The organism is Sphingobium sp. CECT 9361 (assembly GCF_918741285.1).
In the GTDB taxonomy this organism is placed as follows: domain Bacteria; phylum Pseudomonadota; class Alphaproteobacteria; order Sphingomonadales; family Sphingomonadaceae; genus Sphingobium.
In genome coordinates this window covers 52429-67764 of the sequence record NZ_CAKKNC010000021.1, presented here as the reverse complement: position 1 = coordinate 67764, position 15336 = coordinate 52429, and the positions used below count along the sequence as shown (strand labels likewise).

The 15336-nt window shown below is 59.3% G+C and carries 9 protein-coding genes and 2 pseudogenes; 6 read left to right on the top strand and 5 right to left on the bottom strand.

Annotated features, from left to right (window positions below; all coding sequences use genetic code 11):
• Positions 1–92, top strand: a pseudogene (locus LQ220_RS20710) (integrase catalytic subunit); the annotation flags it as partial.
• 33 nt (positions 93–125) lie between these two features.
• Here LQ220_RS20710 and LQ220_RS20705 read toward each other — a convergent pair.
• A pseudogene (locus tag LQ220_RS20705) lies at positions 126–506 on the bottom strand (ABC transporter ATP-binding protein); the annotation flags it as partial.
• A 246-nt stretch (positions 507–752) separates the two neighbouring features.
• Between LQ220_RS20705 and LQ220_RS20700 the strand changes: the two are divergent.
• Both LQ220_RS20700 and LQ220_RS20695 read left to right on the top strand, forming a co-directional pair.
• On the top strand, positions 753–1616 hold the full coding sequence (locus LQ220_RS20700) for a LysR substrate-binding domain-containing protein (protein WP_230190011.1): 864 nt from the start codon (positions 753–755) through the stop codon (positions 1614–1616).
• A 304-nt stretch (positions 1617–1920) separates the two neighbouring features.
• Complete coding sequence (locus LQ220_RS20695; protein ID WP_230190010.1) at positions 1921–2925, top strand: LacI family DNA-binding transcriptional regulator; 1005 nt, start codon at positions 1921–1923, stop codon at positions 2923–2925.
• A 3-nt stretch (positions 2926–2928) separates the two neighbouring features.
• Here LQ220_RS20695 and LQ220_RS20690 read toward each other — a convergent pair whose 3' ends face one another.
• Entirely contained in the window at positions 2929–4263 is a 1335-nt protein-coding gene (locus tag LQ220_RS20690) for an MFS transporter (protein ID WP_230190009.1), read from the bottom strand.
• A 154-nt stretch (positions 4264–4417) separates the two neighbouring features.
• On the opposite strand from LQ220_RS20690, the gene LQ220_RS20685 reads away from it, so the two are divergent.
• The 3 genes from LQ220_RS20685 to LQ220_RS20675 all read left to right on the top strand — a co-directional run bounded on the left by LQ220_RS20685 (position 4418) and on the right by LQ220_RS20675 (position 9024).
• Positions 4418–6886, top strand: a complete 2469-nt coding sequence (locus LQ220_RS20685; RefSeq protein ID WP_230190008.1) for a TonB-dependent receptor — start codon at positions 4418–4420, stop codon at positions 6884–6886.
• Between the two features lie 120 nt (positions 6887–7006).
• A complete protein-coding gene (locus LQ220_RS20680) occupies positions 7007–8116 on the top strand; it encodes a glycoside hydrolase family 68 protein (protein WP_230190007.1) in 1110 nt (369 codons plus the stop codon).
• Entirely contained in the window at positions 8113–9024 is a 912-nt protein-coding gene (locus tag LQ220_RS20675; protein ID WP_230190006.1) for an ROK family protein, read from the top strand. Before LQ220_RS20680 ends, LQ220_RS20675 begins: the two co-directional genes overlap by 4 nt.
• Before the next feature lie 182 nt (positions 9025–9206).
• On the opposite strand, the gene LQ220_RS20670 is transcribed toward LQ220_RS20675, so the two are convergent.
• From LQ220_RS20670 to coxB, 3 genes are all read right to left on the bottom strand, one after another.
• Complete coding sequence (locus LQ220_RS20670; RefSeq protein WP_230190005.1) at positions 9207–11648, bottom strand: PAS domain-containing sensor histidine kinase; 2442 nt, start codon at positions 11646–11648, stop codon at positions 9207–9209.
• Positions 11649–12185: 537 nt separating this feature from the next.
• Positions 12186–14678: a cytochrome c oxidase subunit I gene (gene ctaD, locus LQ220_RS20665; protein WP_230190004.1), complete on the bottom strand. Its 2493-nt coding sequence runs from the start codon at positions 14676–14678 to the stop codon at positions 12186–12188.
• Entirely contained in the window at positions 14675–15325 is a 651-nt protein-coding gene (gene coxB, locus LQ220_RS20660; RefSeq protein WP_230190003.1) for a cytochrome c oxidase subunit II, read from the bottom strand. Before coxB ends, ctaD begins: the two co-directional genes overlap by 4 nt.
• Between the last annotated feature and the right edge of the window lie 11 nt (positions 15326–15336).

Sequence of the window (15336 nt, the reverse complement as noted above, 5' to 3'; positions counted from 1 at the left end):
CACCGGAAACGGCTTCACCGCCATATCCGGCCTCCGGTTCCGCTTCGCTCCACCTCCGCCCGGATATGGCGATGGTGAGCATAATCCACTAACAAACCAACCGGCCCACTCCGCGGGGGCAGATCAAGGTCGCCGCGCCGATCATCCTGAAAGAAGGGATTCTGCGCATGGACTGCCTGAAGCGTAATTTCCGCCACGATCCGCGCGAACACACGCCGCCGGAACATCTCCATCACATAGATGCGCATCGCGCCCAGGAACGCCCACAACAGCAGCAGCGCCAACAGTACGCCCGCGAGTGTGAACAGCGGCGCGGGCAATGCGGTGTTCGCGACTGAGTTGATCAGCATCTGCACTGAAATGGGCGTCGCCAGCGACAGCAAGCCAATCGCGGCGCCATATATCAGTGCCATGGTCAGAAACGGGCGGTCGGGTCCAAGCGCTGCCCTCGCCCATTCCGCAAATGTACTCCACTCAACCCGTTCATGTCCTTGGGCGGCCATCATCGATGCCCCATGCTGATTTGCGACGATGCGCAGGATGACTCTCGCGCGATTCGCCATTGGAGGGGAAGAACCACAATCATAACGAAGACAGAACGATGGCTGCAACAGCAGCGGGAGATCGGTTCACTGCGCTGTATCGGGGTCATGGTGATCACTGACCACCCTTTCTGCATCTTCATCCATTTGCAAAATGAGTTATGGCAATCCTATGGATTGATATTCCCGATGATTTGCAGGTGACTCTGGATGAACGTGCGCAACCTAGACATCGACCTTCTTCGTACCTTTGTCACCATTGCCGATCTGGGCAGTTTTACCGCGGCCGGCGCGCGACTGGGGCGGACCCAGTCGACTATCAGTTTGCAGGTAAAGCGTTTGGAAGCTCTGGTCAGCCGTATTTTGTTCGAGCGGACGGCGCGGTCCGTGCTTTTGACGCTCGACGGGCAGGTGTTGCTCGGTTCAGCCCGCAAGATCCTGCACATGAACGACAAGGTCATCGCGGAACTCACGGAGCCGGACGTCCGAGGCCGCGTCCGGCTCGGCGTACCGGAAGATTTCGCCACCGCGCATCTTCCCGATATCCTTGCTCTGTTCACAGAAGCGCATCCTTTGGTCGAGTTGGAAGTCACGTGCGATCTGACGCTCAACCTGCTTGACCGTTTTCACGCCGGTGCGTTCGATCTTGTCCTGGTCAAGCGCGAGCCGGCAGCCGCGCCTCAGGGCGTGCGTGTCTGGCGCGAACCACTGGTATGGGTGGCCCGGAACCAAGAGGCTGTCGATGGGAACGAGGTGATTCCTCTGGTCGTTTCGCCTGAGCCATGTGTGTATCGCAAGCGCGCGACGGACGCACTTGATGCGGGTGGCCGGACTTGGCGGATCGCGTACACGTCCACCAGCCTTGCGGGTGCGCAGGCTGCGGTAAAGGCCGGACTGGGGATATCGGTTCTACCCAAGAAAATGGTGCCTTCGTTTCTGGTCCCTGTAGCGACAACCCAATGGCTCCCTCAATTACCGGATACCGAGATTGCCTTGATCGAAGGGCGTTCCATCTCTGACACTGCTCATATGCTTGCCCAGCATATCGTTCAGGCTTTAGAGCCTAGAACATAAAACTTGTCAGGCAATTTCGCGTCGCTCTTGCGTTGCACATATAATTCGATCCTTTGACCTTTGATCAACGGCCGTCATCTGCCGGGCCTATTGGCTCGATCGACAATGACTACGGACCCTGAAAATTCGCGAGTCAGGTCTGATCTCACCGATATGGCCTTTAAGATGCCTCCCGCCTGATTATGATGATATCGGCAGAGATGACATTTGGGCCAGCATTGCCCAAGGGGTGTACGGGATGAACTTATTTGATCCGGTGTCTTCTTGGGACTGGCCCTCTAATATGTGGACTTGACGCTCGCTTATGAAACCCACCAGTGCTGCCAACCTTGTCGAGTTGGCACGTATCGCAGGAGTCTCGGTATCGACGGTATCGCGATCCTTGTCAGGCAATCCAACCATCGCGAAAGCGACGCGGGAGCGAATTCAGGCGCTGGCGGAGGAGCATGGCTTTCAGATCAATCGCGCTGCGCGCAATCTCCGCCTTGGGCGTACAGGTGCGATCGGGGTTGTGCTGCCTCTAGGCCACGAAACGCAGCAGCATCTATCCGATCCCTTCTTTATGAGCCTGATCGGCCCGCTGGCCGATGCACTGGCCGACCGAGGTTATGATCTGTTGCTCTCGCGCGTTATCCCTACCGATGGTCAGTGGCTTGATCGGATCGTGGATGGCGGCGGGATCGATGGCGTGTTGCTGATCGGGCAGTCGGACCAGATCGAGACGATCGAGCGCGTGGCAGCGCGTTATGCGCCGCTTGTCATCTGGGGTGCCGCGGTGCAGGGCTATGGGCAGTTGACCGTAGGCTCGGACAATATCGCTGGGGGCCGGATAGCTGCCGAGCATTTGTTGGCAAAGGGTCGCAGGCACCTCGCCTTCTTCGGCAATCCCGACGTGCCGGAGTTTGCAGCGCGTTACGCCGGATTTCGGGAGGCTTTGGCGCAAGCCGGGCAGGATCAGGGCGCGCTCCTTCCCGCACATTTGACGACGCAGGAATCCTACGACGCCATCCGGTTTTTCCTGGCAGAGCATCCGCCTGTCGACGGCATTGTCGCGGCGTCGGACGTGATCGCCATGAGCGCCCTGCGTGCGCTGGGGGACGCGGGGCTGCAGGTGCCGCACGACGTAGCGGTGGTCGGCTATGACGACGTGATGGTCGCTGCCCAGACCAACCCACCGCTCACGACGATACGACAGGATGTCGAGCGCGGCGCGGCGCTCATGGTCGACCTGCTGTTCGATCGGATGGCAGGCAAAAAGACAGCGTCGGTGTGCATGACGCCGCAGCTCATCCAGCGCGCCTCCGCATGACGGTCAGGTGGGAAGCGTTTCCCGTACTGCCTGCTTGTCCCGAATGGCCATTGTCGCAACGGCGGCAGCGATCATCATCACGCCCGCCAGCATAAGCACGTTACGCGGATCGCCACCCAACAGCGGGCGATAGATCAGCGGCATGGTCAGGCTTTCGATCATCATCGGGATGACGATGAACATGTTAAATATGCCCATGTAAATGCCGGTGCGGGCCGGAGGAATACTGTTGGCCAGAATGACATAGGGATTGCCCATCATGCTCGCCCAGCCAAGGCCGATGCCGATCATCGGAATGAACAACATCGCTTCGGTCGAACACCAGGGCAGCGCGAGCATGGCGATGCCGGATGCCGCGACGCTTATGGCATGGACCGGGCGTGCGCCCATTTTCCGGGCGATCGGCACCATCGCAAAGGCGGCGATGAAGGCGATGAAGTTGTAAAAGCCCCCAATCTGGCCATTGACCAGCACGGCTTGGCGGAACCCTGCGCTGGTGGCGTCCGACGTGTCATACAGCGACCGCGCGATCGCGAAGGCCATGAACTGCCAATAACAGAACATCGCATACCATTGGAACAGCATGGCAATGGCAAGCTGGCGCATCGGCGCGGGCATTTCGACGATCGCCTGCTTCAGATCGTGCAGCGTGGTGCGGACTGACAATGGCTCGGTCTGCATCGCGGCAATTTCTTGCGGTGTTAACGGCAGTTCCGGCACACGCAGGACCGACCACAGGATCGTCGACAGGGACAATACAGCGCCAACGATGAAGGCAATGCGAGTGATGACGGGAATGCCCGAAGGGTCGAGCGCATCGGCGCTGATACCCCACCAGACCAACAACGAGGGCGCGAGGTAGGATAGCGTCTGGGCAAGTCCGGTAAACGCGCTTTGGGTCAAGAACCCCAAGGGTCGTTGGTCATGGTCCAGCCGATCGCTCACATAAGCGCGATAGGGTTCCATCGTCACGTTATTGGCAGCGTCGAGTACCCAAAGCAGGCTGGCGGCCACCCACAGCGCACGGCTGTAGGGCATGGCGAACAGGCATATGCTGCAAAGGATCGCGCCGACCAGGAAATAGGGTGTGCGTCGGCCAAAGCGGGTGACGGTGCGGTCGCTCATCGCGCCGATGATCGGTTGGATCAACAGTCCGGTCATCGGCCCCGCCAGCCAAAGCAGCGGCAGAGAGGCTTCGTCCGCGCCCAGATAGGAATAGATCGGCCCCATATTGCTTTGTTGCAGGCCAAAGCTGAACTGGAGGCCCAAAAACCCCAGATTCATCTGAACGATCCGACCGAGCGAGAGGTGGGGCTTACGGGGTAGTGCGTCGTGCATGTGTCTGTCCTCTCCGTCCGGGCAGACTGTTGCCGTCCTTACCCCAATTTGTAACTACCCAATTACGCAAACGATTGCAAACAATCGTTGCAATCGTTTGCAAGGCAGTCCATTACAGCATCAAGCCGAAACGAATCGGCGTGGGAGAGTGAAGATGAAAAGGCAGTTCCAAGCAGTTTTGCTGACATCGGCTTTGTTGACGCCGGCCATCCTGTTCGCGGCAGATGCCCAGGCGCAGGATCAGGCCGCTGCCTCGACGGAAACCGTCGCTCCAGTAGACGAAATCGTCGTCACGGCAGTCGCGCGCGGTCAAAATCGTCTCAACAGCAGTGTCACGGTCAGTTCACTCAGCAGCGATGACATCGCCAAATCCGCACCCCGGTCCGTTGCCGAAATCTTCCGCAATCTGCCTGGCATTCGATCTGAGTCATCGGGTGGCGAAGGCAATGCCAATATCTCCGTACGCGGTCTGCCGGTCGCATCGGGCGGCGCGAAGTTCCTGCAGTTGCAGGAAGACGGTTTGCCGGTGCTTGAGTTCGGCGACATCACGTTCGGCAACGCAGACATATTCCTGCGTTCCGACTTCAATGTCGGCAGGGTCGAATCGGTCCGCGGTGGATCGGCTTCGACCTTTGCATCGAACGCGCCGGGCGGCGTCATCAACATGATTTCCAAAACCGGCGAACAGGAAGGCGGCGCGATCCAGGCGACGGCTGGCATCGATTATCAGGAATATCGGCTCGACTTCGATTATGGTGGCCGGATAGGCGATAGCCTGCGTTACCATGTCGGTGGCTTTTATCGTCAGGGTGAAGGGCCGCGCAAAGCAGGCTATGACGCCAACAAGGGCGGACAGATCAAGGCCAATATCACCAAGGAATTTGCTGGTGGCTATGTCCGTCTTTACGGCAAATATCTCGATGATCGCGCGATCGGCTATCTCCCTAACCCGGTATTGGTGACGGGCAGCAATGCCAATCCCGACTATCAGAACCTGCCGGGCTTCAGCATCAACGGCGACACGCTGCATTCGCGCTATTTCCGCGACAACGTAACGCTCGATGGCAGCAACAATCAGGTGACCCGCGATATTCGCGATGGCCAGCATCCGGTTGTCTACGCCGTCGGCCTGGAATCGCAGTTCGAAGTGGGTGATGGCTGGAACGTCACCGAACGCTTCCGCTATTCGGATGTATCGGGCGGTTTTACCTCGCCCTTCCCTTCCGCAGTGGACACGGGATCGTCGATCGCGACCGCGCTTGGCGGCGCGGGATCGACCCTGACCTATGCCAATGGTCCCAAGGCGGGTCAGGCCTTCAACGGCAATAATTATCTGGCGCAGATCGTGCTGTTCGACGTGAAGATCAACAGCCTGAACAATATCACAAACGATCTGCGCGTCAGCCGCGATTTCGATACGAGCATGGGCAAGCTGACCGCCACAGCGGGTTTTTACAAATCCCGCCAGACGATCGCCACCGACTGGCTGTGGACATCGCATCTGCTCGAAGTGACCGGCGGTGGCAATGCCGCGCTGGTCAACCTGACCAATGCGACGGGACAGGCGCTGACGCAGAATGGCACCTATGGCTATGGCGCTACGTTCTTCGGCAATTGCTGCCGTCGCAGTTATGACGTCGATTACAATACCAACGCGCCCTTTGCCTCTTTGAGTTTGGCAACCGGTGCTTTGACGCTGGACGGAAGCCTGCGTTACGACTTCGGCAGCGCCAAGGGGACAATCGCAGGGGCGGATCTCGGCGGCGGTCGCATCGGGGTGATTACCCGCGACATGAACGGTAATGGCGTCATCTCCACCCCCGAAACGCAGGTATCGGTGATCCCGACGGCAACCGCGCCGGTCGATTACAACTATGAATATCTGTCCTATTCATTCGGCGCGAATTACCGTCTGGCCGACGATGTCGCGCTGTTCGCTCGCTACAGCCGAGGTGCCCGCGCCAATGCCGATCGTCTGCTGTTCGGTCCCGCCGTCAGCATCACGACAGGCAAGCTCACCGACAGCGGCGCAGCAGTCGATTACGTCAAGCAACTCGAAGGCGGCGTAAAATATCGTAATGGCGGCCTGACCCTCAACGCGACGGCTTTCCACGCGAAAACAGAAGAACAGAATTTCGAGGCAACGACCCAGACTTTCTTCAACCGCAACTATCGCGCCTATGGCCTGGAATTGGAGGGCGGCTATCGTACCGGCCGTTTCAGCATCACCGCAGGCGGCACGTATACAGATGCAAAGATCGTCAGCGACGTTCTGAACCCTGCTGTCGTTGGCAATCGCCCCCGTCGTCAGGCCAAGTTCCTGTATCAGGTCACGCCGCAATATGATGCGGGTATCTTCTCTATCGGCGCGAACGTGATCGGCACATCGAGCAGCTTCACACAAGACAGCAACCAGTTGAAGTTGCCCGGCTATACGCAGGTCAACGCCTTCCTGACGGCTAAGCCGATCGATCGTATCACGCTGTCACTGAACGCAAACAACCTGTTCGACGTCAAAGGCTTTACCGAAGCAGAGGATGCCGCGATCCCTGCCAACGGCATCGTCAGAGCCCGTTCGATCAATGGTCGCACCATTTCCGCTTCGGTTCGGTTCGACTTTTGATCCAACTTTTCCGGGGCGTTTCACGCCTTTGGAATCATGATCCCCACTGGTGACTGCACGCGCCGGTGGGGATCATGGCTCATCTAGACCGACGCCTCGCTGCCTTAGGGATGCGCAATTATGACAAGCCACTGGACCGCCAGCCATGTTGCGGCGATCGATCCCAAGACGACCCCCAACGCCCCGCTGTTCTCGAAGCCGGAACCCCTCCTACCCGGTATCGATCTGTGGGATTATTGGCCGGTTCAGGAGGAGGATGGCTCGCAAGCCATAATTGCTGGCGGCACGCTCTTCATCCTGCTCTCCGCCCCTGTGCAACTCGACCCTGATGCGCGCCACGGCATGGCCCGGCTACGCTTGATGCACCGGACGAGGGATCGTTGGCGCGACCTGGGCCTGTTGTTTGAAGCGGACTTCTCACCGGGCAGCCGCGAATGGTCCGGATCGGCGATCATCTCGCCCGATCATGGCGTGGTCACGCTTTATTACACCGTTGCAGGAACGCGCGGCGAAGACGTCGTCAGCTTCGGCCAGCGCTTGTTCCAGACGCAGGCGGATCTGATCGTCGAGGGCGATGCTATCGCTTTTTCTGCATGGTCTCAGCCCACCGAAATGCTGGTGCCAGATGGTATGCATTATGAGCGCGACATGGTCGGCGGGGGTGCGATCGGCACGATCAAGGCGTTTCGCGATCCTGCCTTCTTCCGTGATCCTGCAGATGATGCGGCCTATATCTTTTTCGCCGCTTCACTGGCGCAATCAAAATCCTTCTGGAACGGCGCCGTGGGCGTGGCCCGCCGCACTCAGGACGGCCTGTGGGATGCACTGCCCCCGCTGATCTCGGCCGATGGCGTGAACAATGAACTGGAACGCCCGCATGTCATCGTCCATGATGGGCGTTACTATCTGTTCTGGTCCACCCAGCGAAAGGTCTTTGCCGACAATGGCCCAGCCGGTCCCAATGGTCTTTACGGCATGACATCCGACAGGCTGGCTGGGCCTTGGCGACCGATCAACGGCACCGGCCTAGCCTTCGCCAATCCACCCGAAGCACCCTTTCAGGCATATAGCTGGTTCGTTCTGCCTGATCTTACCGTCCAGAGCTTTGCCGATGTGACTGGCCTTTCGCGTTTGCCAGCCGATCCGACGGAGGCTCGTCGCCATTTCGGTGGAAGCCCCGCCCCCGAATTGCGACTTAAGATACAAGGGGATCGGGTGTGGCTGGCATGAGCACGTCCGAAGCATTGATCGTCGGCCTTGAGCTGGGCGGGACGAAATGCATTGCCACCTTAGCACAGGGGCGCACGATCTTGCGGCAGCAACGCTGGCCGACCGGTACGGCGGACACGCTGTACGCCATGTCTGAGGCGCTGGCGCTCTGGCAGGAGGATGCACCCTTTACCGCGATCGGCATCGCCAGCTTTGGGCCGCTGCATCTGGATAGGCGCAAGCCGAATTTCGGTCGAATGGGTAATACGCCCAAACCTGGCTGGGCAGGCTGCGACATCTATGGTCATTTCGCCAGCCGCTTTGCGGTGCCCATTGCCATCGACACGGATGTCGCAGGCGCAGCGTTGGCAGAGGGCATGTGGGGCGCGTCACAGGGATGTGCGGTCCACGCCTATGCCACCGTTGGCACGGGCGTCGGCCTGGGGCTGGTCGTAAACGGACAGGTTTTGCATGGCCATTTGCATCCCGAAGCAGGGCATGTGCGGGTGCGCCGCCAGCCCGGCGACATGTTCAAGGGCGCTTGCCCCAGTCATGGCGATTGCCTGGAAGGGCTGGTTGGCGGCCCCGCGCTGGCCGCCCGATCGCCGGTTCCGGTGGCAGACATGCCCGATGACGATCCGCTATGGGATCGCGTCGCCGCTGATCTGGCGGAATGGACCACGATGCTGATCCTGACCCTGTCGCCCGAACGGCTGGTGCTTGGAGGCGGCGTGATGCAGTCGCGCCCCCTGCTGTTACCGCGGATTGCCCGGCAATCGGCTGCCCTCCTTAATCTCTATATCGACGATTTGGACTCCGCCGCGCTGGAACGACTGATTGTCGCCCCTGGATTGGGCGCTGACGCAGGTCCACTGGGTGCGATACATTTGGGTCAGCGGGCAGCTAATCCCGACATTTTCGTAAGCTGAGCTGGAGAAGGTCGGCGTGAACAGTCCGGCTATTCCCCCCCACCATGGTGCCTACGACGGATCACGGGCAACGAAAATCATCACTATCGTTTCCAAATTCCGGCGCTCGACCATTATAAATGTGCCAAGCAGTTCGGAAACGATACGCTGAAGAAGGCACTACCTGGCGGGCCATCCTCGAGCTAAAAGGTAAGCGCGCCCATAGCGTTAGCAAGCTCGTCGCGGCGAAATGGTTTTGTGAGCCGCGCGAGATGCGGCGCCAGCCCATCGGTTTCGGCATAACCAGATACAACCAGGATGCTCACCTCAGGTCGTTCAGCCTGGACCAGCATCGCAAGCTCCTCCCCAGTCATGCCCGGCATAAGGTGATCGGTGAGGAGGATATCAAACCCGGCGCCATCTGACAGCAACGTAAGCGCCTGCGCGCCGTTGCCAGCTTCGATCACCTCGAAGCCAAGATCGAGAAGCATATCCGCGGTGTTCATACGCACGAGCTCCTCATCATCCACGAGAAGAACAGTGCCGCGTCCGGCCAACCCGGGTTGTTTTGCGCGTTCAACTCCCGGTTCGGGCGCCTCCGCGCTTACGGGAATCCACAGTTCGACGACCGTACCAAGGCCTGGGGTGCTGCGTACCGCCATCACTCCCCCCAGCTGCGCAGCAAGCCCATGGACCATCGACAATCCAAGTCCGGTACCGCGACCTACGCCTTTGGTGGAAAAGAAAGGCTCTACAGCGCGCGCGAGGGTGTCGACATCCATTCCCGTACCTGTGTCGGCAACAGACAGACAGATGAAATGACCGGCATGAAGGCCGGGTCGGTGGCCAACCGGCACGACTTGTTCTGCAAGTGAAATTGTGAGCGTGCCGCCCTCTGGCATCGCATCGCGGGAGTTAACCGCTAGATTTAGCAGAGCCATTTCGAGCTGATTGCCGTCGGCCTTCGCAAAAGGGAGAGCATCGGGAACAACCACATCGACCCGGATACGCGGACCGGATGTGCTTGCAATTAAATCCGCCATGCCTGCTACAAGGCCCCGCAGATCGATCGACTTTGCTTGAAGAGGTTGGCGCCGTGCAAATGAAAGCAATCGCTGTACCAATGTCTTCGCGCGCTCTGCTGATGTCAGAGCACCATTAAGGATGCGCTGTTCGCGCGGGCCGCCTATCCCAGCCCGCTGCAACATATCCAGGCCCCCGAGTATCGGGGTAAGCAAGTTGTTGAAGTCGTGGGCGACGCCGCCGGTCAACTGGCCCATGGCTTCCAGTTTCTGCGATTGGCGCAAAGCTTCTTGCGCCCTTTCAAGTGCGGCGGTTCGTTCCCGAACGAGGCGATCGAGTTCTTTGCTTGATCGGGAGAGAACATCGCGGGCTTTGACGATATCTTCGATGTCGGTACTCGTCCCGAACCACGACAGGATATTGCCGTTCTGGTCGACTTCGGGCGTCGCCCGGGTTTTGAACCAACAATAGACATCATCATGCCGCCGAATGCGGAACTCGATATCATAGTCGTGTCTGCCGGCAACCGCGCCCAGCCAATGATCTCGGGTTCTCTCGCGATCATCGGGATGAACGCGCTCCAGCCAGCCCAAGCCGAGCTGTTCTGCCTCTGCGCAACCTGTAAAATCTGTCCACTGTCGACTTAAATAGTCGCATTGTCCCTCAGCATCGCACGTCCAGACCAGTTGAGGAAGCGCCTCTGTGAGCGTGCGATACCGCGCATCGCTCGCCTGCAGCGCGATTTCTGCGCGATGGACCGCCGTCATGTCCTGCCCTTCAACAAAAACACCTATAATCGTGCCATCGTCGCCGAAAACAGGGGCGTACACAAAGTCGACAAGCCGCGGATCGATAGCCTCGTCCGGATCACGCTTGATGTTCAGGGGGACGCGATTGGCGGCAAACTGCTGGCCTGTCAGATACACTTGATCCAGCAGTTCGAAAAAACCTTGGCCTGCTGCCTCGGGGATCGCCTCGCGCACCGTGCGTCCCAAATAGTCGCGATCCCCCATCAGTCGCCGATAGGAACTGTTGACGAATTCGAACACGTGATCGCTGCCGCTCAGAACAGCAATAAATCCTGGAGCTTGCTCGAACATGCGTAGATGTCGCATGGCGCCCTCCGAGGCACGGCGTTCGGCCAACACCTGCTTGGTTGTTTCCGTGCAGATGACGAGGACGCCACCAACGCAGTTAGGTGCCGTTGCGTCGTCGATAGGACCGTAGCTGTATGTCCAGAAAACGTCCTCCAGTTTGCCGTTCCTGACAATCGGCAAGTGCTGGTTCTCGTGCCACGTGGAGCCTTTACCCTCTAGAACGAGATCGATCTGGGGTTTGATGCTGGGCCATATTTCACCCCAATAGTCCCGTGCCGGCTGCCCAAGCATCGCGGGGTGCTTTTCCAGTCCAAGTGACGGACGATAAGAATCATTGTAAAAACAGAGACTTTCCGCGCCCCAGAAAATAAAGATGGGATGTCTGGTCGATAGCATGGTTCGGACCGCAGATTTAAGACTGGCGGGCCATTTGTGCGGCGCGCCCAATCGTGTCTGCTCCCAGTCATGAGCGCGGATAAGAGCGCCCATCTCTCCACCGCCTGCCAAGAACGCTTCATTCTCCATACTTGTCGTGCGCCTGCTGGAAAAATCCGCCCCCCGAAAGATATCTATCTGATTTGATTGAGCGACGCACTTGTTTCTTTGCGTTCATAAGCGAAGCCTGCCGCAGCATCGCGCGTATATGTAAAGCAAGAACGGTGATTTGATCGCGCCCTATAGTACCAGGCTATAGATCGGGTAGAGAACCGAACTGGACGGGTGCCGTTGTAGTGGGGCTGATCTGCGTCAAGCTTGCCTAGCATGTAGACGACACCATGAGGGGCGTTCCCGTTAGAGCCGTTCCGAAAAAGCCGGCGATGCCGCACGCCACGGCCAGACTCCGTTCGAACCCCACTGGCATAATCCAAGCCCGACGGATGACAATGGCCCCACCAAATCCCAGCACGAGCCAGATACCAACCAATATCCATCGGAAAAGACTCCCGCCCGCTAGCGACACACTAATCCAACCGTTAGCGCAGCCCAGCCCGTGCAGGGCGTAGAGAAGGGAAAATCCGAACGCCCACCAGATCATTCCCATGCTCGCGCGCGCCAACAACATCATAGCGCGATGCTCGGCATGAAAAGACAAAGCAGTATGATCAGTATGACCATCCCAGAGTAATCGCCAAACAGCCGCGTGATCTCAAACTCCCGGAAACGCCTCGCCGAAATATAGCCTCCGCCAATGCGCGCGCGAACGAACGCCGCGCACAGCAGAGCGACCAGAGCATGCAGGATGCCATAAGCCAGCAATACCCATGCGACGGCTGCATATGCGTGGTTGCTGGGCGGCGGCAGGGCGGTGATGCCAATCACCAGCAGCCCAATGGCGGAAGCTCCGTGCGCACAGGCGGCCCCGATGGCGGTCTGTCCCGCCATTCCCAACGATCCTTGACGGCCTGAAGCCTCCGACCGCCGCGCCAGAAACACCGCTGCCGAACCCGAGAGCGCTGTCATTATGGCGACGCCCAAACCGCCGTCGATCGTCTGCGGCGGCGGCCAATTCGGCGCCACGACCCACAGAAATGCATAGCCGAATAGCAAGGACGCCAGCAGCACGGAATCAGCGACCAGCAGGAAAATACTCCCCCACCATGCCGGTCCGCCCGCCGCTTCGCGATGAACAAGGGCCGTCTGTCCCTTGCCGATTGCCATAGGCCCGACATCTGCGCGTGATCCCAGCGCCCATGCCCAGCGCCACCCAAGCCCGATGACTGCCATGACCGGCAACAGCGCCATCCAATAATATCCCATAAGCACGGACAGGAAAAAGCACCCAGTCACTGCCGCAGTGACAATGGGCAGGCGGCTATTGCCTGGCAGGATCACAACATGATCGATGGCGCCGCTGCTGCTGTCTACCGCCATTGTCTCGCGCCAGCCATGCCGCGCCTGCGCGAGGTAGCCCTCGCCACGCGCCAGTTTCAGCGCTAGCAAGGGGTCGCCGCTCAGCGGATCGCGATCCGCCACCTCTGGCTGGCTGGCGAAATTATAAGCGGGCGCGGGGATCGGCATAGCCCATTCCAGCGTCCCCGCTCCCCATGGATTGCGACGGCTGCGGCGGGACAGCGCGATTTGCAGACCTACGTCCAGCGCGAACAACGCAAAGCCGAACGCCATCACGAAACTGCCCACGGACGACAGCAGGTTGAGCCAGGTCCAGCCCATATCGTCCGTATAGGTGTAGATCCTGCGCGGCATACCTAGCAGGCCGGTCAAGTGCATGAGGAAAAATGTCAGGTTGAATCCGACAAGGATCATCCAGAACGCCGCCTCACCCAACCGAGGCACGCGCGACCTGCCGCTGAAATGAGGTAGCCAATAATAGGCGCCTGCCATCATCGGAAAGATGAAGCCCCCGACCAGCACATAATGCAGATGCGCGACGACGAAATAGCTGTCATGCGCCTGCCCGTCGAACGGCACCATCGCCAGCATTACGCCCGTCAAGCCACCCAGCACAAACACTAGAAAGAAACCGAGGAGATAGAGCATCGGCAGCTTGAGTTCCGGGCGACCGTTCCACAGCGTCCCGATCCACGCGAATATTTGCAGCGCGGTCGGCACAGCGACCAGCGCGGAGGCTGCGGAAAAGAACCCCAGCGCCATATGCGGAATGCCGGTCGTAAACATATGGTGGACCCACAGCCCGAAGCTGAGGAATGCCAGCGCGATCAAAGCCGCGACGATCGCGCCATATCCCAATATCTGCGTGCGGGCCATCACCGGCAGCACTGTCGAGACGACACCAGCGGCCGGCAGGAAGATGATATAAACCTCCGGATGGCCGAACAGCCAAAACAGATGCTGCCATAAGAGCGGACTGCCGCCGTGCGCTGGATCAAAAAAAGGCCAGTCGAACGCCCGCTCCAGCTCCAGGAGGATAGACCCCAGGATCAGCGGCGGAAAGGCGACGATCATCATCATTGCGGTGATCAGCAGATACCAGGCGAACGGCGGCATCCGGTCCAGCCGCATCCCCGGCGCACGCAGTTTCAGTATCGATACGCAAATCTCGATCGCCGCGGCCATTGCCGAAATCTCGACGAAGGTAATGCCAAGCAGCCAGACATCGGCATTGATGCCAGGCGTATAGATTTTGGACGAAAGCGGGGTGTACATGAACCATCCGCCATCGGGCGCGACGCCCAGCACCAACGCCGCGATCAGGATGGTTCCGCCGAACAGATAGCACCACCAGCCATAAGCCGAAAGGCGCGGAAACGCCATGTCGCGGCTGCCCAGCATCTTTGGCAACAGGTATAGTGCCAGTCCTTCGAACATGGGAATGGCGAACAGGAACATCATGATGCTGCCATGCATCGTGAACAACTGATTATAGATGGCTGGTCCAACAAAGGCGCTGTCTGGCGTCGCCAGTTGCGCGCGGATCAGCATCGCGAGTACCCCGCCGATAGCAAAGAAGGCGAAGGCGGCCAAAATGAAGCGCTTACCAATGTCGGAATGATTGACCGATATCATCGTACCGCGCCATCCGCGCGGCGTGCCCCAAATCTCGGTGAGCGCCCGGTGGTGACGCAAGGCGTTCACCGGCCGCCCTCCTGCTGGAACCGGGCCCAGTCCCGTTCATCATGGGCGACGACGCGGAACCGGTTGGTCGCATGGTTCAGACCGCAAAATTCCGCACATTGCCCCTCAAACACACCCGACCGATCGGCCTGAATGCGCAATATGTTGATCTGGCCCGGGATGGCATCCATCTTGCCCCCCAGACGCGGCACCCAAAAGCTATGGATTACGTCCGCAGATCCGACCCGCACGTCAACCGGTTGACCAACAGGTATATGCAGCACCCCGCGCGTCGCAATCACGCTGTTCGATCCGGGTTGCCTGAACGTCCAATACCACTGATGTCCGGTGGCTTCGACCGTTACCCGTCCCGGCACGGGTTCGGCAATGGACCCCTCACCGAGTATCAGCGCATAGCCCAGCAACGCCGTCAGCACCGCGCTAGGCATTGCCACGCCCAGCCAGCATATCCACAACCGCCCGCCGTTTTTGAAAGGACGATTGCGCGGCGAAAAAGCCAGCAACAATAGCGTGAGAACCAATAACGTCAGCATGGCTGCGCCCGACAGCATGACCCACCATAAAGTCGCTACATCGCTAGACGCCGGTCCCGCCGTGTCGAGCGTGGAGAGCGGCCCGCCGCATCCACCCACGATCATGGCTGGCATAGTTCGACCAA

Excerpts from the sequence above, each read along its gene's own strand:
- LQ220_RS20700 (WP_230190011.1), top strand. The coding sequence starts at position 753 with ATGAACGTGCGCAACCTAGACATCGACCTTCTTCGTACCTTTGTCACC.
- LQ220_RS20695 (WP_230190010.1), top strand. The coding sequence starts at position 1,921 with ATGAAACCCACCAGTGCTGCCAACCTTGTCGAGTTGGCACGTATCGCA.
- LQ220_RS20690 (WP_230190009.1), bottom strand. The coding sequence starts at position 4,263 with ATGCACGACGCACTACCCCGTAAGCCCCACCTCTCGCTCGGTCGGATC.
- LQ220_RS20685 (WP_230190008.1), top strand. The coding sequence starts at position 4,418 with ATGAAAAGGCAGTTCCAAGCAGTTTTGCTGACATCGGCTTTGTTGACG.
- LQ220_RS20680 (WP_230190007.1), top strand. The coding sequence starts at position 7,007 with ATGACAAGCCACTGGACCGCCAGCCATGTTGCGGCGATCGATCCCAAG.
- LQ220_RS20675 (WP_230190006.1), top strand. The coding sequence starts at position 8,113 with ATGAGCACGTCCGAAGCATTGATCGTCGGCCTTGAGCTGGGCGGGACG.
- LQ220_RS20670 (WP_230190005.1), bottom strand. The coding sequence starts at position 11,648 with ATGGAGAATGAAGCGTTCTTGGCAGGCGGTGGAGAGATGGGCGCTCTT.
- coxB (WP_230190003.1), bottom strand. The coding sequence starts at position 15,325 with ATGCCAGCCATGATCGTGGGTGGATGCGGCGGGCCGCTCTCCACGCTC.